Raw genomic sequence first — 22,983 nt, 5'->3', positions numbered from 1 at the left:
AAGGCCGGGCACGTCGAGGTCGTCACCGGCTTCCGCACCGCAGCCGTCGAACGAGACGGCGACCGCGTGGTGCTGGTGTCGCAGGACGGACACCGCCTCGACCCCGTGGACGAAGTCGTGGCACTGACCGGGTTCCGACCGGACCACTCCTGGCTGTCCGAAGTCCGGCTCGACCTCGACCCCGTACTCCAAGCGCCGACCACGCTCGCCCCGCTCATCGACCCCAACGCCCACTCCTGCGGCACCGTCTACCCACACGGCGCCAACGAACTGCGCCACCCCGAGCCCGGCGTCTACCTGGTCGGGATGAAGAGCTACGGCCGCGCCCCGACGTTCCTCGCGATGACCGGCTACGAACAGGTCCGCAGCGTGGCCGCCGAGATCGCCGGCGACCACGAAGCCGCCACCAAGGTCGAACTCACCCTCCCCGAAACCGGCGTCTGCGGCGGATCCGGCGTCTTCGACGTCGAACCGACGTCCACCGGCGGGTGCTGCGCCGCGCCGCAGGTGGCGGAACTGACGCTCGCCGCCCCGGGTGCCCGGGTCTGAACTCGCGCGGCCCGGCGTGCTCGGGGGACACGCCGGGCCGCGCCGCGTGCTGGTGGTGCTGTGCCTGACCCAGATCACCAGCTGGGGCGTGCTGTTCTACGGCTTCCCGGTGCTCGCGCCCGCCATCGCGGCGGACGCGGGCTGGTCCGACGCGGCGGTCATCGGCGCGTTCTCGGTGGCGCAGCTGGTCAGCGCGGTGGTCGGGGTGCCGGTCGGCAGGCTGCTCGACCGGCACGGGCCGCGCGTGGTGATGACGACCGGGTCGCTGCTGGCCGTCGGCGCGCTGGCGGTGGTCGCGTCGGCGCGGTCGCTGCCGTGGTTCTACGCGGGCTGGGTGCTGGTCGGCGTGGCCATGGCCGGGGTGCTGTACCAGCCGGCGTTCGCCGCCCTCACCCGCTGGCACGGCCCGGAACACCGGGTGGGCGCGCTGACGGTCGTGACGTTGGCGGGCGGGCTGGCGAGCACGGTGTTCGCCCCGCTCACCGCCGCGCTGGCCGCGCACCTGGACTGGCGGCAGACCTACCTGGTGCTCGCGGCGGTGCTGGCCGTGCTCACCGTGCCCGCGCACCTGTTCGGCCTGCGGCTGCCGTGGCCCGCCCACCCGGCCACCTCGGACACCCGTCGGCCGACCGCGATCGCCCGCAGCCGCCCGTTCGTGCTGCTCGTGGTGTCGATGAGCGTCGGCGCGCTGGCCGTGTACGCGATCGTGGTCGCCATGGTGCCGTTGTTCGCCGAACGCGGTCTCTCCACGACCACCGCCGCCTGGGCGCTCGGCCTGGGTGGCGTCGGGCAGGTCCTGGGACGGCTCGGCTACGGACGGCTGGTCGCGCGAACCGGCGTGCAGGCCAGGACCGCCGGCGCCCTGCTGGCGGCCGCGGCCACGACCCTCCTCTTGGGACTGATCCCCGGGCCCGCGTTCGCCTTGATCGCCGCGGCGATGCTGGCGGGTGTCGTCCGGGGCACCTTCACGCTCATCCAGGCCACCGCCGTCACGGACCGCTGGGGCACCGCCCACTACGGGCGGCTCAGCGGTGTCCTGCACGCGCCCCTGACCGTCACCGCCGCCGTGGCCCCGTGGGCCGCGACCGCGCTGGCCGGGACGCTGGGCGGTTACCCGGCGGTGTTCGCCGTGCTGGCCGCGCTGGGCGTGGTCGCGGCGCTGATCTCGCTCAAGTCCGTGCCGACCTACACTGTGGGCCGGGACTTCCGTGGGGGCCGCAGTGGCAGTGAGCAGTGACGAGTTCATCCGGATGGTGAACGCGCTCGTGGACGTGGAGCGCCGGGAGGGCGGGGACTACAGCTCGTTCAGCGTGCGCGGCAAGCGGTTCGGCTACTACTGGCCGCGCACGCAGACGGTCGGCCTGAAGCAGCTGCTGTCCGAGCAGCACGCGCTGGTGGCCGAACGGCCCGACGTGTTCGAGGAGCAGTTCACGTCCGGCGGTTTCGGCTGGGTGGTGGTCTACCTGGCCGGCATCGAGGCCGACGAGCTCGCCGAGCTGGTCTTCGAGGCCTGGCGCCTGTCCGCGCCCGAGGACCTGCTCGCCCGAGTGCCCGACCCGGCACACCGAGCGCACCGCTGACGGTCAGGCGCGAACCACGGCCGGGCGCACGCGTCCGGCACGCGCGCCCGGCCGTTCGTCCGCTCAGTCGGTGCCCGCGACGAGCGGTTCCAGCACCACCTCGGGGTGCAGGCGCTTGAGCACGCCGAGGGCCGTGGAGTCCGGGAACAGCGCCAGGTGAGTGCCGTCGTCCCGGGTGAGGACCTCGCCGCGGTTGTTGTCGACCGCGTTCCGGTGGGCGAGGTCGGGCAGTCGCCGCACCACGGTGTAGGGCAGCCGTTCCAGGCGGACCGGCGACTTGAACTCCGCGTCCAGCCGGTGGGCGGCGACCTCGAACTGCATCGGTCCGACGGCGGCGAACACCGGCGAGCCGTCACCGCGCCGCGCCGAGCGCAGGACCTGCACGACCCCTTCGGACCCGAGCTGCTCGATGCCCTTGCGGAACTGCTTGGCCCGGCTCAGGTCGGCCGGGCGGACCACCGCGAAGTGCACGGGCGCGAAGCTGGGCAGGCCGGGGAACCGCACGGCGGGCTTGTCGGTGTAGAGCGTGTCGCCCACCCGCAGGGAGTTGGCGTTGACGAGGCCGATCACGTCGCCCGGGTACGCGGTGTCCAGTGTGGAGCGCTGCTGCCCGAAGACCTGCTGGACGTACTTGGTGGCGAACGGCTTTCCGGTGGTGGCGTTGGTCACCACCATGCCCCGTTCGAACACGCCCGAGCAGACGCGGGCGAACGCGACCTGGTCCCGGTGCGAGGGGTCCATGCCGGTCTGGACCTTGAACACGAACGCCGAGAACGGCGCGTCCAGCTCGCGCGGCCGCGCGTCGACGTCCGGGCGCGGCGTCGGCCGCGGCGCGAGGTCGACCAGCAGGTCCAGCAGGTGCCGCACGCCGAAGTTGAGCACGGCCGAGCCGAACAGCACCGGCGTGGCCGTCGCGTCCAGGAAGCGCTCCAGGTCGAAGTTCCCGCCCGAGGCGGCCAGCAGGTCCAGCTCCTCCACCGCGCGCGTCCACCCGGGACCTTCCTCGGCCTCCGCGCGGGCGGGGTCGAGGCGTTCCTGGGCCGCGGCCGTCGCGCCGCCTGCCGTGCGCGAGTAGCGGATGAACTGCCCGTCGCGGCGGTCCAGCACGCCCCGGAAGTCACCGGCCTCGCCGACCGGCCAGGTCAGCGGCATGGGCTGCAGCCCGATGCGCTCCACCAGCTCGTCGCACAGCTCCAGCGCGTCGCGGCCGGGCCGGTCCCACTTGTTGACGAACGTGATCACCGGGATGCCCCGGTGCCGGCACACGTCGAACAGCTTGAGCGTCTGCGGCTCCAGGCCCTTGGCCGCGTCCAGCAGCATCACCGCCGAGTCCACGGCCGCGAGCACCCGGTAGGTGTCCTCGGAGAAGTCGGCGTGACCGGGCGTGTCGAGGAGGTTGACGACGGTGTCGCCGTAGGCGAACTGCAACGCCGCCGAGGTGATGGAGATCCCTCGCGCCTTCTCCATCTCCATCCAGTCCGACACCACGCCGCGCCGGCCGGACTTGCCGTGCACCGCGCCCGCCTCGGAGATCACCCGCGCGTGCAGCGCGAGCGCCTCGGTCAACGTGGACTTGCCGGCGTCGGGGTGGCTGATCACCGCGAACGTGCGCCGCCGATCCGCCTCCCGCAGCACGTCGGCGGGTGGGGCCGTCACCGAACCTGCGGTGGTCATTCGCGTTTCTCCTGGACTCGACGGGTGTCACCGGGCTCGGCGGTACCGCGGAACGTACCCTGCGGAACCTACCCTCACGTTACGGTAGCCTCCGGCCGCGCCGCACCGGTGCCACAATGGTCGAACGGACGAGGCGTCGGAAGGGATCTTGTGGGCGGGCACATGCAGATCGGCGAGGTGGCCGACCGGACGGGCCTGTCGCTGCGCACGATCCGCTACTACGAGGAAGTCGGCCTGGTCGTGCCCAGCGCCCGCAGCCAGGGCGGGTTCCGCCTCTACACCGAGCCCGACGTCGACCGGCTCCAGGTGGTCAAGCGCATGAAGCCGCTCGGCTTCCAGCTCGAGGAGATGCGCGAACTGCTGAGCATCCTCGACGCCCTCTCCGCCCTCGACGACGACGACCGCGACAAGCACCTCGACCGCCTCGCGCAGTTCCACACGACGGCCGAGCAGCGCTGCGAGGAACTGCGCGCCCAGTTGCGGATCGCCGAGGACTTCGCGGGCAGCTTGCGCGCCCACCTGCCCCACGGCTGAGCGCCCCGAAGCCGGGGCCCGCTGTTCGCGCCCGAGCACCCTCACGTAACGTGAGGGTGTGACCATGGCTCGAACCTCCACCCCTCCACCGGCCCTCACCCCCGGCGCGCTGCGCGTCATCGCCCTCGGCGGGCTGGGTGAGATCGGCCGGAACATGACCGTGTTCGAGCACGAGGGCAAGCTGCTCGTCGTCGACTGCGGCGTGCTGTTCCCCGAGGAGCACCAGCCCGGGGTGGACGTGATCCTGCCGGACTGGACCTGGATGCGGGACCGGCTGGACGACGTGGTCGCGGTCGTGCTGACCCACGGGCACGAGGACCACATCGGCGGTGTGCCCTACCTGCTGCGCGAGCGGGCCGACATCCCCGTCATCGGCTCGCGCCTGACGCTGAGCCTGCTCGCCGCCAAGCTCGTCGAGCACCGCATCACGCCGGTCACGGTGGAGGTCAAGGAGGGGCAGCGGCTCGCGCGCGGCCCGTTCGACCTGGAGTTCCTGGCGGTCAACCACTCCATCCCGGACAGCCTGGCCGTCGCCATCCGCACCGCCGCCGGGCTCGTGCTGCACACCGGCGACTTCAAGATGGACCAGTTCCCGCTGGACGGCCGGATCACCGACCTGCGTGGTTTCGCCCGCCTCGGCGAGGAGGGCGTCGACCTGTTCCTGGTCGACTCCACCAACGCCGACGTGCCGGGCTTCACCACCTCCGAGCGCGACCTGGCCCCCGCCATCGACGAGGTGTTCCGCACCACGCCGCGCCGGGTCATCGTGTCCAGCTTCGCCAGCCACGTGCACCGCATCCAGCAGGTCCTCGACGCCGCGCACGCCCACGGCCGCAAGGTCGCCTTCGTGGGGCGTTCGATGGTCCGCAACATGGGCGTGGCCACCGAACTGGGCTACCTCAAGGTGCCCGACGGCCTCGTCGTCGACATCAAGCGCATGGACCGGCTGCCCCCGCGCCAGGTGACCCTGGTCTGCACCGGCTCCCAGGGCGAGCCCATGGCCGCGCTGTCCCGCATGGCGGGCGGCGACCACTCGATCCAGGTCGAGGAGGGCGACACCGTCCTGCTGGCCAGCTCGCTGATCCCCGGCAACGAGAACGCCATCTACCGGGTCATCAACGGCCTGACCGACCGCGGCGCGAACGTCGTGCACAAGGGCAACGCGAAGGTGCACGTCTCCGGTCACGCCAGCGCGGGCGAGCTCGTCTACTGCTACAACATCGTGCAGCCGTCCAACGTGCTGCCGGTGCACGGCGAGGCACGGCACCTGCGCGCGAACGCCGAGCTCGCCGTGCGCACCGGTGTGGACCGCGACCGCGTGCCGATCGCGGCCAACGGCCACGTCGTCGACCTGCAGGACGGCCACGCCCGCATCACCGGCAAGGTCGAGATCCACAACGTCTACGTCGACGGGCAGACCGTCGGCGGCGTCACCGAGGCCTCCCTGGCCCAGCGCCGCACCCTCGGCGAGGAAGGCGTCATCACCGTCGTCGCCATCGTCGACCTCGACTCCCGCCGGCTCGCCGAACCGCCGGACTTCATCGCCCACGGCTTCGAGCACGACGCCTCCACCTTCGCCCCCGCGATCCCCGCGATCGAGAAGGCGCTCGCCGGCGCGAACGAACGCGGTGTCACCGACTTCGAGGAACTCGAACGGCTGATCGCCCGCGAGGTGCAGAACTGGGCCTACCGGACCCACCGCCGCCGGCCGGTGATCATCCCCGTGGTCGTCGAGGCCTGAGACGTCGGCCGCGTGTTCGCCGCCGCTCCCACGCGGCGGCGAGCAGGTGGCTCGAGGTTCTCCGGCGTCGACCCGGCGGCCAGCCGGGCCTGGGTGCGCGGAGAGCTTGCTCAAGATCAGCCCACTCGTTCGAGGTCTACCGTGACGTCAGGGTAGAGTTCCCGTGGTCGCGCCGGAGCAGCCGCGCCCGTCACGAACCCGATCCCAGGTCGCCAGTCCGCAGTCCGCGGCACCTCCGCTTCCCGCCTCGCCACGAGCAGGCACCCCGTCGGGCGTCGTCCCTTGTTCAGCACGCGAGTCGCACCTGCCGCGCTCGCGACAAGTCCCCCGAGGTGTCGCTTGTCCTCGTACGAGGCGCCCGCACGTCCCACCCTGCTCTCGCGCATCCGCGTGAACTGGTTCGCCAACACCCGCGCCGACCTGCTCTCCGGCCTCGTCGTGGCCCTCGCGCTGATCCCCGAGGCGCTGTCGTTCTCGATCATCGCGGGCGTCGACCCCAAGGTCGGCCTCTACGCCTCGTTCACGATCGCGATCATCATCGCCTTCGCCGGCGGACGCCCCGGCATGATCTCCGCCGCGACCGGCGCGATGGCGTTGGTGCTGGTGCCGCTGGTGCGCGACCACGGCGTGGAGTACCTGTTCGCGGCGACCGTCCTCACCGGCGCGTTCCAGATCGCGTTCGGGCTGGTCGGCGTGCACAAGCTCATGCGCTTCGTGCCCCGCACCGTCATGGTCGGCTTCGTCAACGCCCTGGCGATCCTGCTGTTCACCGCCCAGGTCCCGCACATCACCGGCGGCGGCTGGCCCGTCATCGCGCTGGCCGCGCTCGGCCTCGGCGTCATCTACCTGCTGCCGAAGCTCACCAAGGCCGTCCCCTCGCCGCTGGTCGCGATCGTGGTGATCACCTCGCTCACGGTCTTCCTGCACGTCGACGTGCCGACGGTGGGCGACATGGGCGACCTGCCCGACGCGCTGCCGTTCTTCGGCCTGCCGATGGTGCCGTTCACCGCGCAGACGCTGGCGATCATCGCGCCCTACGCCCTCACGCTGGCCGTCGTGGGCCTGGTCGAGTCGCTGCTGACCGCGCAACTGCTCGACGACCTCACCGACACCCCGTCCGACAAGGGCGTCGAGGTCCGCGGGCAGGGCATCGCCAACATCGCCACCGGCTTCCTCGGCGGCATGGCCGGCTGCGCGATGATCGGCCAGTCGATCATCAACACCAAGTCCGGTGGCCGCACCCGGCTGTCCACCCTGTCGGCGGGCGTGTTCCTGCTGATCCTGGTCTACACCCTCGGCCCGGTCGTCTCGCTCATCCCGATGGCCGCGCTCGTCTCCGTGATGGTCTTCGTGTCGATCAGCACGTTCGACTGGTCCAGCGTCACGCCGTCCGGCCTGCGCCGCGCCCCGCGCAGCGAGACCGCCGTCATGGTCGTCACCGTCGGCACCGTGGTGGCCACCCACAACCTCGCCCTCGGCGTCATCGCGGGCGCGCTGCTCGCCGCCGTGTTCTTCGCCCGCCGCGTCGCCCACCTGGTCGACGTCTCCAGCGTCCTTGACCCCGACGGCCGCATCCGCGTCTACGCGCTGACCGGCGAGCTGTTCTTCGCCTCCACCAACGAGCTGATGCACTCCTTCGACTACGCCGAGGACGTCGACAAGGTCGTCATCGACCTCTCCGGCGCGCACGTCTGGGACAGCTCCGCCGTGGCCACGCTCGACACCGTCACCGCGAAGTTCGCCGGACGTGGCGTCGAGGCCGAGATCGTCGGCCTCAACCCGCACAGCGAGAAGCTGCACAGCAAGCTCACCGGACAGGTCTCCGGCTCCCACTGACGGGCGGGCCGCCCGGTTGACTCCGGTCGACCGCTCAAGCATGCTTGAGTCAATGAGTACTGACTGGCCTTCGGAGACCGTCGCGCGGGCGCGGGTGCACGCGGCGTTGGGTGAGCCCGCCCGGCTCGCCATGGTGGACCTGCTCGTGCTCGGCGACGCCTCGCCCGGCGAGGTCGGCCGCGCGCTCGGGCTGCCCAGCAACCTGCTCGCCCACCACGTGAAGCTGCTGGAGCAGGCCGGGATCGTGGAGCGGTCGCGCTCGGAGGGCGACCACCGGCGCACCTACCTGCGCCTGCGCACCGCCGCGCTGACCGACCTGGTGCCCACCGGCCTGCGGCAGGCGCCGCGGGTGGTGTTCGTGTGCAGCCACAACTCCGCGCGCTCCCAGCTGGCCGCCGCGCTGTGGAAGCGACGCAGCCCGGTGCCCGCGGCCAGCGCGGGCACCCGGCCCGCCGAGCGCGTGCACCCGCTGGCCGTCGCCACCGCCCGCACCCACGGCCTGTCGCTGACCCGTGCCCGTCCCCACCACCTGGACGCCGTGCTGAGGCCCGACGACCTGGTCGTGGCGGTGTGCGACAACGCGCACGAAGAGCTCACCGACCACGACGACCGGCTGCACTGGTCGGTGCCCGACCCGGCCGCCGTCGGCACCCCGGACGCGTTCGACGCCGCCTACCGCGACCTCGCCGACCGCATCGACCGCCTCGCGCCCGCCGTCCACCCCGCCCCCGAGGGACCCTGAATGCCCCGCCCGCTGTCCCACCGGCTGCTCGCCGAGTACCTCGGCAGCCTCCTGCTCGCCGCCCTGGTCATCGGCTCCGGCATCGCCGCCCAACGCCTCTCCCCCGGCGACGTCGGCCTGCAGCTGCTGGAGAACGCCGCCGCCACCGCCGTCGGCCTCTACGCCATCATCCTGGTCTTCGGCCCCGTCAGCGGCGGCCACTTCAACCCCGCCGTGTCCCTGGCGGACGCCGCGTTCGGCGGGTTGGCCTGGCGCGACGTGCCGTCGTACGCGCTGGCCCAGGTGCTCGGCTGCGTCACCGGCGCGGTGCTGGCCAACACCATGTTCGAGGCGGCGCCGGTCAGCATCAGCACCACCGGACGCGCCACGGTCGCGCACGGCGTCGCCGAGGTCGTGGCCACCGTCGGCCTGCTGCTGGTCATCTTCTCGCTCGTCCGGTCCGGTCGGGCCGCCCTCGCGCCGTCCGCCGTCGGCGCCTACATCGGCGCGGCGTACTTCTTCACCAGCTCCACCAGCTTCGCCAACCCCGCCATCACCGTCGGCCGCGTCTTCAGCGACTCGTTCGCCGGGATCGCGCCCTCCTCCGTGCCGGTCTACGTGCTGGCGCAACTCGTCGCCGTCGCGGTCGCCGTGCCGCTGCTGCGCACGCTCTACCCCACCACCGAGGCGACCACCGCGCCCATCACCGAAGGACAGGTCCGTTGACCCGCAAGCAGCCCGAAGTCCTGTTCGTCTGCGTCCACAACGCCGGCCGCTCCCAGATGGCCGCCGCGCTGCTCCAGCACTACGCGCTGGGCCGCGTCACGGTCCGCTCCGCCGGCTCCGCCCCCGCCGATCAGGTCAACCCCGCCGCCGCCCAGGCCTTGGCCGAACTCGGCCTGGACATCACCGCCGAAGTGCCGTCCAAGCTGACCACCGAGGACGTCGAGGCCTCCGACGTCGTCATCACCATGGGCTGCGGCGACACCTGCCCCGTCTTCCCCGGCAAGCGCTACCTCGACTGGGAGCTCGAAGACCCCGCGGGCCAGGGCGTCGACGCCGTCCGACCCATCCGCGACGACATCGACCGCCGCGTCCGAGGGCTGCTCGCCGAACTGCTCGACGAGCCCGCCTGAGCCGTCGGGTCCCGGCCGCAGCCGCCCTCGCGGCCGGGACCCGCCCTCACCCGGGTCGGAGGCGTGCTGCGACGATGGGCGCCACCGTGCGCTCACCGCGTGCCCGCGGTCCACTGTGGTCCCGCACCACCACCGTCGAGGACCGACCCGGAGGTAACACCCGATGAGCGCGCGTTTCCAGGAACTCGACTGGCGACAGACCCCGCTGGGCGAACTCGTCCTGCGCCGCCGGTGGGATCCCGTGTTCGACCGCGAGGTCCACGAGATCAAGCTCAACGACGAGTTCCTGATGTCGAGCCTGTTCACCGTGTCGGAGGTGGAGCTGGCGCGCCTGGCGCTCGCCGACCTGCCCGCGCCGCTGGACGTCGTCGTGGGCGGTCTCGGCCTCGGCTACACCGCGCGGACCGTGCTGGAGAACCCGGCCGTGCGGTCGGTGGTCGTGATCGACGCGCTCGGCGAGGTCATCGAGTGGCACCGACGCGGCCTGCTGCCCGGTGGGCAGGAGCTGGCGTCGGACCCGCGCTGCCGGTTGGTGCACGGCGACTTCTTCGCGCTCTCGCGCTCCGACGGCGGCCTCGACCCGACCGACCCCGACCGCCTGTTCCACGCGATCATCGTCGACATCGACCACTCGCCCAGGCACCTGCTGCACCCCGACAACGCCGACTTCTACGAGCCCGAGGGCCTGCGTCGCCTCGCCGCCCGGCTGCACCCCGGCGGGGTGTTCGCCTTGTGGTCCAACGACCCGCCGGACGACGACTACACCGCGGCGCTGGCCGACCGGTTCGCCGAGGTCGGCGCGGAGGTCGTCCGCTTCCACAACCCGCTGCAACAACGTGAGGCGACCGCCACCGTCTACCTCGCGCGGACGGCGGGCGGTCGCTGATCCGTCAGCTCGCGAGCAACCGCACCCACGTGGGCCGCGTCATCGCGACCTCCCGGGTTCATCCCGTTGTCGACCGGACGTCGAGGTCGCCTCACGCCTCGGAGCCGGCGGGCCCGGGGACGTAAGGTTGTCCGGTTGACGCCGGGAAGGGCGGGGTTCGCTGGTGATGGACGTGGGGCGCTTGGTGGCCGGGCGGTACCGGCTGCGCGGGCGCGTGGGCGCGGGTGCGATGGGCGTCGTGTGGCAGGCGTTGGACGAGCGCCTGGACCGCGTGGTGGCGCTCAAGCAGCTCGTGGTGCCCGAGGGGGCCGACCCGGTCGCGGCGGTGGGCCGCGCGGCGCGGGAAGGGCGCATCGCCGCCCGGTTGCAGCACCCGAACGCGGTGACGGTGCACGACGTCGTGGAGGACGACGGCAAGCCGGTGCTCGTCATGGAATACCTGCGGGCGCGGACCCTCGCCGAGCTGATCGCGCGCGGCCCGTTGCCCGTCGAGCGGGTGACGCACATCGGCGCGCAGATCGCCGGCGCGCTGGCGGCGGCGCACGCGGCGGGCATCGTGCACCGGGACGTCAAGCCGGGCAACGTCCTGCTGACCGACGACGGCACCGCGAAGATCACGGACTTCGGCATCGCCCGCGCGGTCGGGGACGTCACCGTCACCCGGACCGGGCTGCTCGCCGGCACGCCCGCGTTCCTCTCGCCGGAGGTCGCGCGCGGCGGCGAGCCGGGGCCCGCCTCCGACGTGTTCGCCCTCGGCGGCACGTTGTACGCGGCGGTGGAAGGGCGTCCGCCGTTCGGCGACGGTGACAACGCGATCGCCTTGCTGCACGCCGTCGCCGCGGGCCGCTTCGCGCCGCCGACCCAGGCGGGACCGCTGACCGACGTGCTGCTGGACCTGCTGCGCACCGACCCGGCGGCCCGGCCGACGATGGCGCAGGCCGCCGAACGGCTGCGCGCGCCGACCGTGACGGCGCCACCGGCGACCCGGCTGGACCTGAACCCGGCAGACCTGCCGCCGACCGGCCCGCACCCGGAAGGCTCGCTGACCACCGGCCCGCACCGAGCCGACCTGACACCGCAGCCCGCCGGCCGGGACCTGGCGGTCCCCTCGGCGCTCCCGGCCCAAGCGGGTCCGACACCCTGGCCGACCGACCCGCACGCAACGGATCCGGCCCACACCAGTCCGACTCCATGGCCTACCGGCCCGCACGCGGCGGGCTCCGCGCGACCGTCAGGCCCGCACCCCACCGCCTTGGCGCCGCACCCGACCGCCCTCGCGCCCCGGCCCGCACGTGGTGGGCGTGCGGGACTCATCGCGGTGGCCGCGGCGGCCGTCGTGGGGCTCGTCGTGCTGGTCGTGGTGCTGGCGAACGGGAATCGGACCACCGACAACGCGGCCGGCGCGGTCACGAGCACCACGTCGTCGTCCGGCAGCACGCCCGCTCCCGCCCAGTTGGCACAGGCCGTCGCGGAGTACTACGCGTTGTTGCCGAAGAACACCGCGCAGGCCTGGGAACGGCTCGGGCCCGCCCTGCGCGCGCAGGGCCGCCCGCAGTACGACAAGTACTGGCGCGACGTCAAGGACCTCACCGTCAGCGCCGCGCCCACCGCCGTCGGACCGGACACCGTCACCGTCGGCATCGACTTCACCGGCCCGGACGGCAAGAGGTTCCGCGAATCGCACCGCGTGCGGCTGGTCGTCCAGAACGGGACGCCGCTGATCGACGCGGACGAAGTCGTGTCCTCGCAACGCATCGGCAAAGCGGACGACGACGAGGACGAGGACAAGAAGGAGGACGACAAGAAACGCGGTGGCGGCAAGAGCGGCGGAGGCTGAGGGCCGGTTACGCGGCGACCTCGCCCCACACCGCCTTGTAACCGGCCTGGGGATCCACGCCCCACCGCGAAGCCAACCGGTTGACCAGCAAGAGCCCTCGGTGGTGCGGTTCCCGCCCGCCCGGCTTGCCCAGCACGGGCAGCAGCTCGGGGCTGGCGTCGTGCACCTCCACCCGGACCACGTGCGCGTCGGGCCGGTGGCTCAGCCGCAACCGGCGTGGCGCGGTGGCGTGCTCGAACGCGTTGGTCAGCAACGCGTCGGCGATCAGCAGCAGGTCGAGCAGCTTCGACTGGTCCAGTTCCGGGACGTTCTCGGCGATCCACCGCCGCGCACGGCGCACCAGTGGGACTTTGTCCTCCAGATCGAGGTCGACGTGGTCAGCGGACCGTTCGACGACGTCCACAACACGAGCCTTCCAGCAATCGGCACTCCCTTGAGCACAGGGGGGTAGGTGGCGGGTTCCCCGCGGCCGGACCCGCAAACAGTGACGCCGACCTCATCGCGGGTCCGCCGCGGCCGAGGTCGGCACGGGGATCAGGTGGTCGACCAGCCCGGCGGTCGCGTCGATCAGCTTGACCACCCGCGTGACCTCCGGTGATGCCACCAGGGTCAGGTCCATGCCGTGGTCGCGGCACAGGTCCGCCGCGTGCAGCAGCACGGCGAGACCCGCGACCCCCATGAACGTCACGCCGCCCAGGTCGAGCCTGATCCCGTCCGGTCCCAGCCCTTCGCGCACGAGGTAGTCCTGGATCCGGTCCGCCGCCACGATGTCCACCTCGCCGGACACCGTGATCACCGTGGTGCCCTCACCGGTGCGGAAATCGCAGGAGAAACCCGCGCGCGGACCGCGCTTACCCGAATCGGGCGCCACCGATCGCCTCCCGTGTCGCACTACGTCCGACCCCGCGTACGGGAACGATTCAGACCAGTCGGACCTCGGCCCAGACGGTCTTCTGGTCGTCATGGGGCCGATGACCCCAGTTGACCGACAGCCGGTTGACCATGACCAGGCCGCGACCGTGCGCGGGGGTGTCCAGCCGTCCCAGGACGGGGAACCGGCTCGGGCTGCCGTCCTGCACCTCGATCCGCACCAGGTCGGCTTCGAGCCCTCGGCGCAGCCGCAGCCGTCGTGGCCCGGCGGCGTGGCGGTAGGCGTTGCCGACCAGTTGGGCGGCGACCACCTGGATGTCCACGAGTCGGTCGCCGCCGACGCCCGGGAACGTGCGGGCGACCAGGTCGAACAACTCGTCCGGCGCGGGAGGGGTGTCCGGGAGGCCGAGTTCGACGCCGTCCCGGGGAAGTTCGACAGTGCTCATGGTCCGCCCTCCGCTGCCCTGTTTTCTCAAGGCATGAACAACGCGTTTGGTACCCGCTGGACCGACGGGCCAAACCAGCCGCTCACTTCGGCGTGACCACCACGGACACCTCCACCGGCACCGACTGCTCAGGACCCGCCGTGACCGTGCCGCTGATCGTGCCGCCGACGGCCTTCGGACCGGCGAGCAACCGGAGGACGAACGTCACCTGGGCGCCCGCGGCCAACTCGCCCTCGGCCGTGCAGGTGACGGTGCCCTTGCCCGCCGGGCACCCGACCGTCCGCGCCGCGCCGTCCCAGCCGACGAGCGGCCGGCCGAGCAGGTTGCGGCCCGGACCGACCACTTGCACGCCTTCGGGCAGCGACAGCGCCAGCGTGGTGGGCGCCAAGGGCGTCCGGCCGGCGTTGCGGATGGTGACGGGCAGGTCGACGGGTGGTCCGCCGGTGGGCAGGGCGAAACCGTCCGGCACGACCGTGACCAGCGGCTGCGCCAGGGGTTCGGCGGTCGTGGTGGTGGTGACGACGCCGCCCGCGACCGGTGCGGACGGCGGGTCGGACGGTCCGGTCGTGGTCACCGGCGGGCCGGACGATCCCGTGGCGGGCGCGGACGTTCCCGAGACGACCGGCGAGACCTCCTGCTGGTCCGCCGACGGGGCGGGCGGTTGCGCCGCGACCGTGGGCACGGCCACCGGCTGCCCGGCGTTGAGCCCCAGCGCCACGGCCGCGACCATCGCGGTGGCCGACGCCGCCATGCCGAGCCACTGCGCCGTCGTGACCGAGTTGGCCGCCGCTCCCGCCCCCGCGCCCGCGCCCGCCACCGCCGCGCCCGCCTTCGCCGCGCCGGCGGTCGTGGCCAGGTAGCCCGAGACACCGGCGCCGAGCACCAGCGGCGCGACGACGGCGCGCAGCGTGCCGTTGACGTCGGCCAGTTCGGCGGCCATCGCGGGGCAGGTCGGGCACTCGTCGAGGTGCGCCTCGACCTGGGCGGCTTCCCGCTTGGTGAGGCCGCCCCTGGTCCACGCGGCCAGTTTCGCGACGGTGGCGCGGCAGCGGTTCGTGGGGCTGTCCGCCAGGTGTGCTTGCAGGTAGGCGGTCTTGAGCCCTTCGCGGGCCCGGTAGGCCAACGCCGAGGCGCCGTTCGCGGTCAACCCCAGCAGCTTCGCCAGCTCGGCGGCCGACTGGCCCTCGATCTCGGTCTGCCACAACACCGTCTGCCACCGCTCGGGCAGGCTGGCGAACGCCCTCGTGGCCAGCGCCCGTTCCAGGGTCGCCACGGCCGGGTCGTGGAACGGCACCGTGGTGACCTTCTCCACGCCCGACACGGCTTCCACGTCGTCGGCCAGCTTGAGCTTCTTGTCCCGCCGCGTCTTGTCGTACGCGGTGTGGCGCAAGGCGGTCAGCAGGTAGGCGCGGAACGCCGAGTCCGGGCCACCGCCCGCGCGCACCGTGTCGAGCACCTTGGCGAACGCGTCCGACACCAGGTCGTCGGCCTCGGCGCTCGACCAGGCCAGGTGCCGGGCCAGGTTGCGGGCCGCGGTCACGTGCCGCTCGAACAGCTCGCCGTACGCCTGGATCTCCCCGCCGCGCACGGCTTCGATCAGCTCGGCGTCCGACGGCGGCCGGGACGAACGCGGCACGCCCGACGAGCCGGACGTCGAGCTCGCGTCGGCGTTGAGCGCGTGGTCCAGGTCGTCGCGCAGGGCGGCCAGGTCCGCGCGCGCCCACCGCTCCAGCTCGCGCTCGTCGGGGTGCCCGATCACCGGACGTCTACCTCCCAGGCACGGTGGGTGAGCGATTCAGCCCGGACCATATCCAACCCGGCGGAGGATTCGGCCCACCGCCTCCGGCAGCGGATCACGACCCGCGACCCACGACCGCGGCTCGCCAGGCCGTCACCGCGGGTGACGGTATCGCACCGCGGAACCCCGGAATCCCCTTGTCCGCACCAGTGCGGTCACCACCGCGTGCGCACAGTTGACCGGGAAGGGTGAAGGTTTCCCGGATCGACGATCGGCGCACGTCACCGACGTACTGTCCCGCAGTTGTGCGCAGAGCACGTCGGCGAATCGTCGACGCGCCAACGGAACAGGACGGTGGGCATGACCGCGATCGACGAGGGCTACGTCTTCGACAACCACAACCTCCACGCCACCGAACAGCACCGCTGCCTGGCCGCCGCCTACGACCCGGCCACGCTCGCCCACCTGGAGCGCACCGGCGTCGGGCCGGGGTGGCGGTGCCTGGAGGTCGGCGCCGGCGGCGGCAGCGTCGCGCACTGGCTCGCCGGCCGCGGCGCGTCGGTGCTGGCCACCGACGTCAAACCCGAGCACGTCCCACCCGCCGCCGGGTTGACCGTGCTGCGGCACGACGTCGTCCACGACCCGCTGCCCGAAGCCGGGTTCGACCTGGTCCACGCCCGGCTCGTGCTGCTGCACCTGCCCGAGCGCGAACAGGTGCTGCGCAAGCTCGTCCGCGCCCTCAAGCCCGGCGGGGTGCTGCAACTCGACGAGTTCGACCTCGACTACGGACCGGTGCTCCTGGCCGCCCATCCCGAGCACGCCGCCGCGTACGAGGATTTCCTGGCGGCCAAGGAGCGCATGTTCGACGCCGCGGGCGCGGACCGCCGCTGGGGTCGCCGCGTCGCCGCGTCGATGGCCGCCGCCGGGCTGGTGGACGTGGACCCCGTGCCGGTGGTGCGGCAGTGGCACGCGGACTCGCCCGGCCTGCGCCTGCTCGTCCACCACACCCACCACCTGCGCGACAAGCTGCTCGCCGCCGGCCTGACCGACACCGCCCTCCGGACCGCCCGCGCCGCGATGGCGCACCCCGCGTTCCGCGCCACCTCCTGCGTCTTCTACACCGTCCAGGGCAAGCGCCCCGGGCGAAGGTGACGAAGCGTCGCGACCGCACGGCACTTCGGCACCCCGAACGGTCGGCACGCGCGGTCGTCCGGCGATCATGATCGGCCCGCGGTCGCGGTCTACGTACACTTCGGCCGTGGCGGGGAGCATCGCGGACGGTCGACGGCGTGGGCGACGACGCGGAGAGCTGACGGTCGAGACGATCGCCCGGCTCGCCGGGGTGTCGAAGCCGACCGTGTCGAAGGTGCTGAACGGGCGGGCCGGCGTGGCGGCGGAGACGCGGCAACGGGTCGAGGCGCTGCTGCGCGAGCACGGCTACCGGCGCCCGGACGCCATCGCGCCCTCGGCCATCCTCGAAGTCGTGTTCTACGGCCTGGAAAGCCACATGGCGGTCGAGATCGTGCGCGGCGTCGAACCGGTGGCCCGGGAGCACGAACTGGCCGTCGCGTTCACCGAGGTGGTCGAGCCGACCTCGCCCGGCCGGTCCTGGGCCGAGAAGCTGCTGGCCAGGCACCCGGTCGGGGTGATCGCGGTGTACTCGGCGTTCACGCCGGAGCAGCACGCGCTGCTGGCCGCGAGCGCGATCCCGCTGGTGGCGCTCGACCCGTCCGGCGAACCGCTGCACACCACGCCGTCGGTCGGCGCGACGAACTGGAGCGGCGGCATCACGGCCGCGCGGCACCTGCTCGACCTCGGCCACCGGCGGATCGGCGTGATCGGCGGACCGACGGACTCCCTGGGCGCCCGCGCCCGCCTGGAGGGCTGCCGGGCCGCGATGGACGCCGCGGGCGCGCCGCTCGACGACCGGCTCGTGCGCACCGGCGAGTTCACCTTCGAGCAAGGCCTTGAACTGGGCCGCGAGCTGCTGGGCCTACCCGACCGGCCGACCGCCGTGCTGTGCGGCAACGACCTGCAGGCGCTCGGCGTCTACGCCGCGGCGTGGCAGCTCGGCCTGCGCATCCCGCACGACCTCAGCGTGGTCGGCTTCGACGACATCGACAACACCCGCTGGTGCTGCCCGCCGATGACGACCGTGCGGCAGCCGTTGGCCGAGATGGGCGCGACGGCCGCCCGGATGCTGCTCACCCTCACCAAGGGCGGAACCCTCGTCCAGCCCCGGGTGGAGCTGGCCACCACGCTCGTCGTGCGCGAGAGCACCGCGCCGCCCGCCTGAACCCGGAGCACGTCACGGCTCCGAGCAAGCCACCCGAGGTCGCCTGCGCTCCCCGGGTCTTGTCTTCCGAACTGTTTCGCTCAATACTCCTAAATGTTTCAGCGCCGGAACACCCCACGGGCGCGGAGGCCTCCTCCGCCGCCCGACCGAACCGCACCTCGTTCCGGAGGACTGACCCCCGCCTGAGCCCGTGCCCCGCGATCCGAGGGCCGGCGGTTCGGCGTGGCTTCGATTGTTAGCGCTAACACGGCACGCAGCCCCTCACTCACTGGAGAGGAGTCCGGGATGCGGCATCCCGCACGACTTCGCACCCACCTGTCCGCCCTCGCCATCGCCGGCTTGGCCCTGACCGGAACGACCGTCGCGCTGTCCGCGCAAGCTGCCGAGGCGGCGGGCTGCTCGGTCGAGTACTCGGTGACCTCGCAGTGGTCCGGCGGGTTCGGCGCGAACGTCTCCGTCACCAACCTCGGAGACCCCGTCTCCGGGTGGACGCTGACCTGGTCCTACCCGGCCGGCCAGACCGTCACGCAGGCGTGGAACGCCACCGTGTCGCAGAGCGGCGCCCAGGTCAGCGCCAGGAACGTGAGCTACAACGGCGGCATCGCCACCGGCGCGAGCGTCGCGTTCGGGTTCAACGGCTCGTGGACCGGCAGCAACCCCGCGCCGACCGCGTTCTCCTTGAACGGCACCGCCTGCACCGGGAACGTCGGCCCCACGACGACCACGCCCACGAGCACGACCACCGGTCCCACCACGACGACCACGGCTCCCACCGGCAGCCTGCCGTCGAGCTTCCGCTGGTCCTCCAGCGGGATCCTGATCAGCCCGAAGCCGGACGCGACGCACGCCAACGTGGCGGTCAAGGACCCGAGCGTGGTCTACCACGACGGCAAGTGGCACGTGTTCGCCTCGACCTACACCACCGGCTACAACCTGATGTACACCAGCTTCACCGACTGGTCGCAGGCGTCCTCGGCGCCGCACACCTACCTGGACCGGACCGCGATCGGCACCGGGTACAAGGCGGCGCCGCACGTGTTCTTCTTCGCGCCGCAGAAGCTGTGGTACCTCGTCTACCAGACCGGCGACAACGCGTCGTACTCCACCACGACCGACATCGCCGACCCGCAGTCTTGGAGCGCGCCCAAGAAGTTCTACGCCAACGGGATGCCGCAGATCATCCGGGACAACATCGGCAACGGCTACTGGGTCGACTTCTGGGTCATCTGCGACACCGCCAAGTGCTACCTGTTCTCCTCCGACGACAACGGCCACCTGTACCGGTCGGAGACCACGGTCGCCAACTACCCCAACGGGTTCACCAACACCGTGATCGCCCTGCAGGACTCGGACCGGAACAGGCTGTTCGAGGCGGCCAACGTCTACAAGGTCGCGGGCAGGAACCAGTACCTGTTGGTGCACGAGGCGATCGGCTCGGACGGCAGGCGCTACTTCCGCTCCTGGACCGCGCCCGCCATCACCGGGCCGTGGACGTCGCTGGCCGACACCGAGGCCAACCCGTTCGCCCGCGCCAACAACGTCACCTTCCCGAACGGCGCCTGGACCCGTGACATCAGCCACGGCGAGATGCTGCGCTCCGGCTCCGACCAGATCATGGAGATCAGCCCGTGCGACCTGCGCTACCTGTACCAGGGCATGGATCCCAACGCCGGCGGTGACTACAACCGGCTGCCCTGGCGGCTCGGCCTGCTGACCCAGACCAACTCCACCTGCTGATCCCGAGCGGGGGGCGCGGGACGTCGACCCGGCGTTCCGCGCCCGGTCGGCGTGACCGCGCCGGCCGTGACGACGAGCGGCGGTCGAGGACTGTCAGCCGAGTCCGATCGTGTAGTCCATGAACTCCCAGGAGATCTCCAGCTTGCGCATGCCCAGCGTCCGCCCGTCGGTGCTGGCCGTGGTCCAGCACCAGTCGAACGAGTTCCAGGGCAGGTGGGTGAGGAACTGCTGGCTGGACCACCGCGGACTGAGGTCGTCGGCCTCGGCGAACCAGAAGAACTTCCCCCCGCCGACCCAGCCGGTGTAGACCTTGACGGTGCCGCCGGGATCGACCTGGTACCACCCCTTCTTCGCCCAGTCGACGCCGCCCTCGCACCCGGGGGCGTGGTAGGCGTACGCCACCCAGAGCCGCTCGTTGCTCCGGTTCTTGAAGTACAGGCCCATGTCACACCGCCTCCGGCGAATCGGGCCGCGACGGCGGATCCGGCCGCGCGGGGCGCTCCGGGCTGAGGCGGTCCTCCTGGTAGTCCTCGTCGCCGGGTCGGTGCTCGGCCCCGCCCGCCGCGCGACCGGAGACCAAGGGTCTGCGGTGGGTCGTCCGGGCCTCGGGGAGGTCCTCGACGGAGTCCTTCGCCTCCGTCGCCACTTCTTCCGGCGTCCACTCCCGGGAAAGTCGTTCGAATGCCATGGATACCTCCGCAAACGACGCCCGCGCTCGCGCCCCGCACCGCGCGGAATGGCGCACTTGGGCGGTTCAGGACGCTCAGTATCCCGCCGGGACCCGTGCGGATGAACCCGCACGATGTCACTCGATGGAGTTAATCCCGGTGCTCGCCAACGGTCGTTCGACCGCGCGGACGGCGGCATAGCGAAAAAGGGATGGCGGAAACGTTATGACGCAAGCGGATCAGCCGAATTCCCCTGGCAACGGTCAAGCCTCGAAGGAAATGCCACCGAGGCGCTAGACACTGTGTTGTCCATCGAGGCCGCCACTCGGGATCTCCCTGCATTGCCTGAGGAGTTGGCGTGAAACGCAGAATCGGCGCATACCTCGCCGTGTGCCTGACAGCCCTGTCCGTCGAGGCGGCCACCGCACGAGCGACGCCGGCACCGCCGAGCCCGCTGACGCTCGCGGTGCGATCGGCCGACCAGGCCGCCGCGTCCGGGCTCGACGCGCTGGTCAAGGGGCCGCACGAGCAGTTCCGGCGGCGGGCGGTCTACCAGGGCGGCGTACCCGGCCGGAAGGACCTGTTCTACGTCTCCTACGACCGCACCTACGACGGGTTGCCGGTCATCGGCGGCGACGCCGTGGTGGCCACCGACGCGGCGGGCCACGTGCTGGAGACCGTCGCCGCTCCCCTGGGCGGCCTCGCGGTCGACACCACACCGACCATCACCCCCGCACGAGCGGCGGAGGTCGCCGGAGCTCAACTGTCCACGGTGGACGATATCGGGAGCACCACGCTGTCGGTGCTCGCCGGAGGGCACGGCACGCTTGTCTACGAGACCGTCGTCTCCGGCCGCAAGGACGGCGTGCCGAGCCGCCTGCACGTCTACGTCGACGCCCGCACCGGCGCTGTCGCGGGCAGTCAGGACGACGCCAGGGCGGGCACCGGCACGAGCCAGTGGAACGGCCCCAACCCGTTGTCCATCGACACGAGCAACAACAGCACGGTGGACGACACGCGACCCGGCGTGCGCTGCGTGGACTACGCGACCAACGCGCCGTTCAGCAAGGCAAGCGACTCCTTCGGCAACGGCAACGCGACCAGCAAGGAGACCGGCTGCGTCGACGTGCTGTGGTCGACCCAGAAGCAGTGGGAGATGATGCGGACCTGGTTGGGCCGCAACGGGATCGACGGCAACGGCCGCGGGGTCACGGTCAAGGTCGGCCTCAACGCGGTCAACGCGTACTGGACCGGGCAGCACATCGAGATCGGCCGCAACAACGCCAACCAGTGGATCGCCTCGATGGACGTGGTCGCGCACGAGCACGGGCACGCCATCGACCAGCACACGCCCGGCGGCGCGGCCCGCGAGGCCGGTCTCGGCGAGGCCACCGGCGACATCTTCGGCGCGCTGACCGAGGCCTACGCCGCGGAGCCCGCGCCGTTCGACACGCCGGACTACCTGGTCGGCGAGTCGGTGAACCTGGTCGGCCGCGGTCCCATCCGGAACATGGCGAACCCGTCGGCCGTCGGCGGTCACCCGAACTGCTGGTCCAGCGCCATCCCCGGCACCGAGGTGCACGCCGCGGCCGGTCCGCTCAACCACTGGTTCCACCTGCTGGCCGAGGGTTCCGCGGCCAGTCCGACGTGCGACGGCTCGACCGTGACCGGCATCGGCATCCAGGCCGCGGGCCGGGTGTTCTACAACGCCATGCTGCTCAAGACCTCCGGCATGACGCACTTCCGCTACCGCGTCGCGACGCTCACCGCGGCGAAGAACCTCGACCCGACCTGCCGGCAGTTCCAGGCCGTCAAGGCGGCCTGGAACGCGATCAACCTGCCCGCCCAGCCCGGCGAGCCGACGTGCGCGACCGTGCCGGACGACGACTTCACGCTCGCGCTCGACCCCGCGTCGGGCACCGTGGAGCCGGGAGAGAAGACGCAGTCGACCATCCGCACGACCACCACGTCCGGCGACCCGCAGACCGTGGCGTTCAGCGCCACCGGCCAGCCTGCCGGCGTGACGGTGCACTTCGCACCGTCCTCGGTGACCTCGGGCGAGTCCTCGACCCTCACCGCGGCCACGACGGCGGACGTCGCGCCCGGCACGTACCCGATCACCGTGCGGGCCGCGGGTTCCACCAGCCACACCGTGACCTACCACCTCACGGTCGGCAGCGAGCCGCCCGCGGACGACTTCGCCATCGCGCTCGATCCCACCGGCGGCAGCGCCGAACCCGGCGGCGCGGTGAGCACCACGGTCGGCACCACGACCACGTCGGGCGAGTCCCAGAAGGTGGGGCTGTCCGCGTCGGGCCTGCCGGCCGGCGCCACGGCGACGTTCGACCCGGCCACGGTCGCGTCCGGCGAGTCGTCCCGGCTGACGATCGCCACGTCGCCGGGCACCCCGGCGGGCACTCACCAGGTGACGGTCACCGGCGCGGGACCGGCGGTGTCGCACTCCGTCACGTTCACGTTGACCGTCGAGGAGGGCACGCCGGGCGGCTGCGCCGGACTGCCAGCGTGGAGCGCGACCCGGGCCTACGTGCCGGACGACGTGGTCTCGCACAACGCGCACAAGTGGACGTCGACCTGGTACTCCACCGGCGCCGAGCCCGGGGCGCCCGGCTCGTGGGCCGTGTGGCGGGACACGGGCGCCTGCTGAACCCACGCTGACGGGGTGGCCCCCGCCCCCCCGGCCGCCGGCCCGCCCCCCGGCGCAGTGCCGCCCCAC

The 22,983-nt window shown here is 72.4% G+C and carries 21 protein-coding genes and 1 pseudogene; 15 read left to right on the top strand and 7 right to left on the bottom strand.

Translation table 11 applies throughout. The annotated features are described in order from the left end of the window. The 3 genes and pseudogenes from ABTZ99_RS41450 to ABTZ99_RS41440 form a co-directional block, all read left to right on the top strand. Positions 1 to 549, top strand: a pseudogene (locus tag ABTZ99_RS41450) (flavoprotein); the annotation flags it as partial. 16 nt (positions 550 to 565) lie between these two features. Then, positions 566 to 1,786 (top strand): MFS transporter, encoded by a 1,221-nt coding sequence (locus tag ABTZ99_RS41445; protein WP_499618516.1) that lies wholly within the window; start codon positions 566 to 568, stop codon positions 1,784 to 1,786. After that, positions 1,770 to 2,129, top strand: coding sequence for an MmcQ/YjbR family DNA-binding protein (locus tag ABTZ99_RS41440; protein WP_498786671.1), 360 nt, complete (start codon positions 1,770 to 1,772; stop codon positions 2,127 to 2,129). Before ABTZ99_RS41445 ends, ABTZ99_RS41440 begins: the two co-directional genes overlap by 17 nt. A 63-nt stretch (positions 2,130 to 2,192) precedes the next feature. Here ABTZ99_RS41440 and ABTZ99_RS41435 read toward each other — a convergent pair whose 3' ends face one another. Beyond that, the gene (locus ABTZ99_RS41435) at positions 2,193 to 3,803 is read right to left on the bottom strand and encodes a peptide chain release factor 3 (RefSeq protein ID WP_499618514.1); all 1,611 of its coding nucleotides are present in this window, start codon (positions 3,801 to 3,803) and stop codon (positions 2,193 to 2,195) included. A 162-nt stretch (positions 3,804 to 3,965) separates the two neighbouring features. Between ABTZ99_RS41435 and ABTZ99_RS41430 the strand changes: the two genes are divergently transcribed. From ABTZ99_RS41430 to ABTZ99_RS41395, 8 genes are all read left to right on the top strand, one after another. Further along, on the top strand, positions 3,966 to 4,337 hold the full coding sequence (locus ABTZ99_RS41430) for a MerR family transcriptional regulator (protein WP_499618512.1): 372 nt from the start codon (positions 3,966 to 3,968) through the stop codon (positions 4,335 to 4,337). A gap of 64 nt (positions 4,338 to 4,401) precedes the next feature. Continuing rightward, on the top strand, positions 4,402 to 6,078 hold the full coding sequence (locus ABTZ99_RS41425; protein ID WP_498786668.1) for a ribonuclease J: 1,677 nt from the start codon (positions 4,402 to 4,404) through the stop codon (positions 6,076 to 6,078). 339 nt (positions 6,079 to 6,417) lie between these two features. Beyond that, positions 6,418 to 7,914: a SulP family inorganic anion transporter gene (locus tag ABTZ99_RS41420; protein WP_499618510.1), complete on the top strand. Its 1,497-nt coding sequence runs from the start codon at positions 6,418 to 6,420 to the stop codon at positions 7,912 to 7,914. 52 nt (positions 7,915 to 7,966) lie between these two features. Continuing rightward, positions 7,967 to 8,656: an arsenate reductase/protein-tyrosine-phosphatase family protein gene (locus tag ABTZ99_RS41415; RefSeq protein WP_499618508.1), complete on the top strand. Its 690-nt coding sequence runs from the start codon at positions 7,967 to 7,969 to the stop codon at positions 8,654 to 8,656. Continuing rightward, positions 8,657 to 9,361: an aquaporin gene (locus tag ABTZ99_RS41410; protein ID WP_499618506.1), complete on the top strand. Its 705-nt coding sequence runs from the start codon at positions 8,657 to 8,659 to the stop codon at positions 9,359 to 9,361. Further along, on the top strand, positions 9,358 to 9,771 hold the full coding sequence (locus ABTZ99_RS41405) for an arsenate-mycothiol transferase ArsC (RefSeq protein ID WP_498786664.1): 414 nt from the start codon (positions 9,358 to 9,360) through the stop codon (positions 9,769 to 9,771). Before ABTZ99_RS41410 ends, ABTZ99_RS41405 begins: the two co-directional genes overlap by 4 nt. Positions 9,772 to 9,934: 163 nt before the next feature. Beyond that, positions 9,935 to 10,657 carry a spermidine synthase gene (locus ABTZ99_RS41400; RefSeq protein WP_498786663.1) on the top strand — a complete coding sequence of 241 codons (723 nt, stop codon included), beginning with the start codon at positions 9,935 to 9,937 and terminating at the stop codon, positions 10,655 to 10,657. A 166-nt stretch (positions 10,658 to 10,823) separates the two neighbouring features. Continuing rightward, on the top strand, positions 10,824 to 12,494 hold the full coding sequence (locus tag ABTZ99_RS41395) for a serine/threonine-protein kinase (RefSeq protein ID WP_499618504.1): 1,671 nt from the start codon (positions 10,824 to 10,826) through the stop codon (positions 12,492 to 12,494). Between the two features lie 7 nt (positions 12,495 to 12,501). Here ABTZ99_RS41395 and ABTZ99_RS41390 read toward each other — a convergent pair whose 3' ends face one another. The 4 genes from ABTZ99_RS41390 to ABTZ99_RS41375 all read right to left on the bottom strand — a co-directional run bounded on the left by ABTZ99_RS41390 (position 12,502) and on the right by ABTZ99_RS41375 (position 15,569). Next, positions 12,502 to 12,897 (bottom strand): ATP-binding protein, encoded by a 396-nt coding sequence (locus tag ABTZ99_RS41390; protein WP_499618502.1) that lies wholly within the window; start codon positions 12,895 to 12,897, stop codon positions 12,502 to 12,504. A 93-nt stretch (positions 12,898 to 12,990) separates the two neighbouring features. Further along, complete coding sequence (locus tag ABTZ99_RS41385) at positions 12,991 to 13,365, bottom strand: anti-sigma factor antagonist (RefSeq protein ID WP_498786660.1); 375 nt, start codon at positions 13,363 to 13,365, stop codon at positions 12,991 to 12,993. 49 nt (positions 13,366 to 13,414) lie between these two features. Beyond that, entirely contained in the window at positions 13,415 to 13,810 is a 396-nt protein-coding gene (locus tag ABTZ99_RS41380; RefSeq protein WP_498786659.1) for an ATP-binding protein, read from the bottom strand. A gap of 82 nt (positions 13,811 to 13,892) precedes the next feature. Continuing rightward, the gene (locus ABTZ99_RS41375; protein WP_498786658.1) at positions 13,893 to 15,569 is read right to left on the bottom strand and encodes a sigma-70 family RNA polymerase sigma factor; all 1,677 of its coding nucleotides are present in this window, start codon (positions 15,567 to 15,569) and stop codon (positions 13,893 to 13,895) included. A gap of 339 nt (positions 15,570 to 15,908) precedes the next feature. Between ABTZ99_RS41375 and ABTZ99_RS41370 the strand changes: the two genes are divergently transcribed. From ABTZ99_RS41370 to ABTZ99_RS41360, 3 genes are all read left to right on the top strand, one after another. Beyond that, positions 15,909 to 16,700, top strand: coding sequence for a class I SAM-dependent methyltransferase (locus ABTZ99_RS41370; RefSeq protein ID WP_498786657.1), 792 nt, complete (start codon positions 15,909 to 15,911; stop codon positions 16,698 to 16,700). A gap of 106 nt (positions 16,701 to 16,806) precedes the next feature. Further along, the gene (locus ABTZ99_RS41365) at positions 16,807 to 17,844 is read left to right on the top strand and encodes a LacI family DNA-binding transcriptional regulator (RefSeq protein ID WP_498786656.1); all 1,038 of its coding nucleotides are present in this window, start codon (positions 16,807 to 16,809) and stop codon (positions 17,842 to 17,844) included. A 285-nt stretch (positions 17,845 to 18,129) separates the two neighbouring features. Next, positions 18,130 to 19,581, top strand: a complete 1,452-nt coding sequence (locus tag ABTZ99_RS41360; protein ID WP_499618499.1) for a glycoside hydrolase family 62 protein — start codon at positions 18,130 to 18,132, stop codon at positions 19,579 to 19,581. Positions 19,582 to 19,674: 93 nt separating this feature from the next. Here the strand turns inward: ABTZ99_RS41360 and ABTZ99_RS41355 are convergent, their stop codons facing one another. Both ABTZ99_RS41355 and ABTZ99_RS41350 read right to left on the bottom strand, forming a co-directional pair. Next, the gene (locus tag ABTZ99_RS41355; RefSeq protein ID WP_499618497.1) at positions 19,675 to 20,025 is read right to left on the bottom strand and encodes a DUF1036 domain-containing protein; all 351 of its coding nucleotides are present in this window, start codon (positions 20,023 to 20,025) and stop codon (positions 19,675 to 19,677) included. 1 nt (position 20,026) lies between these two features. Beyond that, positions 20,027 to 20,269, bottom strand: coding sequence for a hypothetical protein (locus ABTZ99_RS41350; protein ID WP_498784115.1), 243 nt, complete (start codon positions 20,267 to 20,269; stop codon positions 20,027 to 20,029). Positions 20,270 to 20,607: 338 nt separating this feature from the next. Between ABTZ99_RS41350 and ABTZ99_RS41345 the strand changes: the two genes are divergently transcribed. Beyond that, on the top strand, positions 20,608 to 22,914 hold the full coding sequence (locus ABTZ99_RS41345; RefSeq protein ID WP_499618495.1) for a M4 family metallopeptidase: 2,307 nt from the start codon (positions 20,608 to 20,610) through the stop codon (positions 22,912 to 22,914). Positions 22,915 to 22,983: the final 69 nt, after the last annotated feature.

The sequence above is a fragment of the Actinosynnema sp. NPDC002837 genome (assembly GCF_040295345.1).
Taxonomy (GTDB): Bacteria; Actinomycetota; Actinomycetes; order Mycobacteriales; family Pseudonocardiaceae; genus Actinosynnema.
This window is presented reverse-complemented; position numbering and strand designations above follow the sequence as displayed.

What these genes read in the sequence shown, in the direction of transcription:
- ABTZ99_RS41360 (WP_499618499.1), top strand. Translation starts at nt 18,130, where the DNA reads ATGCGGCATCCCGCACGACTTCGCACCCACCTGTCCGCCCTCGCCATC.
- ABTZ99_RS41370 (WP_498786657.1), top strand. Translation starts at nt 15,909, where the DNA reads ATGACCGCGATCGACGAGGGCTACGTCTTCGACAACCACAACCTCCAC.
- ABTZ99_RS41380 (WP_498786659.1), bottom strand. Translation starts at nt 13,810, where the DNA reads ATGAGCACTGTCGAACTTCCCCGGGACGGCGTCGAACTCGGCCTCCCG.
- ABTZ99_RS41400 (WP_498786663.1), top strand. Translation starts at nt 9,935, where the DNA reads ATGAGCGCGCGTTTCCAGGAACTCGACTGGCGACAGACCCCGCTGGGC.
- ABTZ99_RS41435 (WP_499618514.1), bottom strand. Translation starts at nt 3,803, where the DNA reads ATGACCACCGCAGGTTCGGTGACGGCCCCACCCGCCGACGTGCTGCGG.
- ABTZ99_RS41425 (WP_498786668.1), top strand. Translation starts at nt 4,402, where the DNA reads ATGGCTCGAACCTCCACCCCTCCACCGGCCCTCACCCCCGGCGCGCTG.
- ABTZ99_RS41395 (WP_499618504.1), top strand. Translation starts at nt 10,824, where the DNA reads ATGGACGTGGGGCGCTTGGTGGCCGGGCGGTACCGGCTGCGCGGGCGC.
- ABTZ99_RS41350 (WP_498784115.1), bottom strand. Translation starts at nt 20,269, where the DNA reads ATGGCATTCGAACGACTTTCCCGGGAGTGGACGCCGGAAGAAGTGGCG.
- ABTZ99_RS41415 (WP_499618508.1), top strand. Translation starts at nt 7,967, where the DNA reads ATGAGTACTGACTGGCCTTCGGAGACCGTCGCGCGGGCGCGGGTGCAC.
- ABTZ99_RS41430 (WP_499618512.1), top strand. Translation starts at nt 3,966, where the DNA reads ATGCAGATCGGCGAGGTGGCCGACCGGACGGGCCTGTCGCTGCGCACG.
- ABTZ99_RS41410 (WP_499618506.1), top strand. Translation starts at nt 8,657, where the DNA reads ATGCCCCGCCCGCTGTCCCACCGGCTGCTCGCCGAGTACCTCGGCAGC.
- ABTZ99_RS41355 (WP_499618497.1), bottom strand. Translation starts at nt 20,025, where the DNA reads ATGGGCCTGTACTTCAAGAACCGGAGCAACGAGCGGCTCTGGGTGGCG.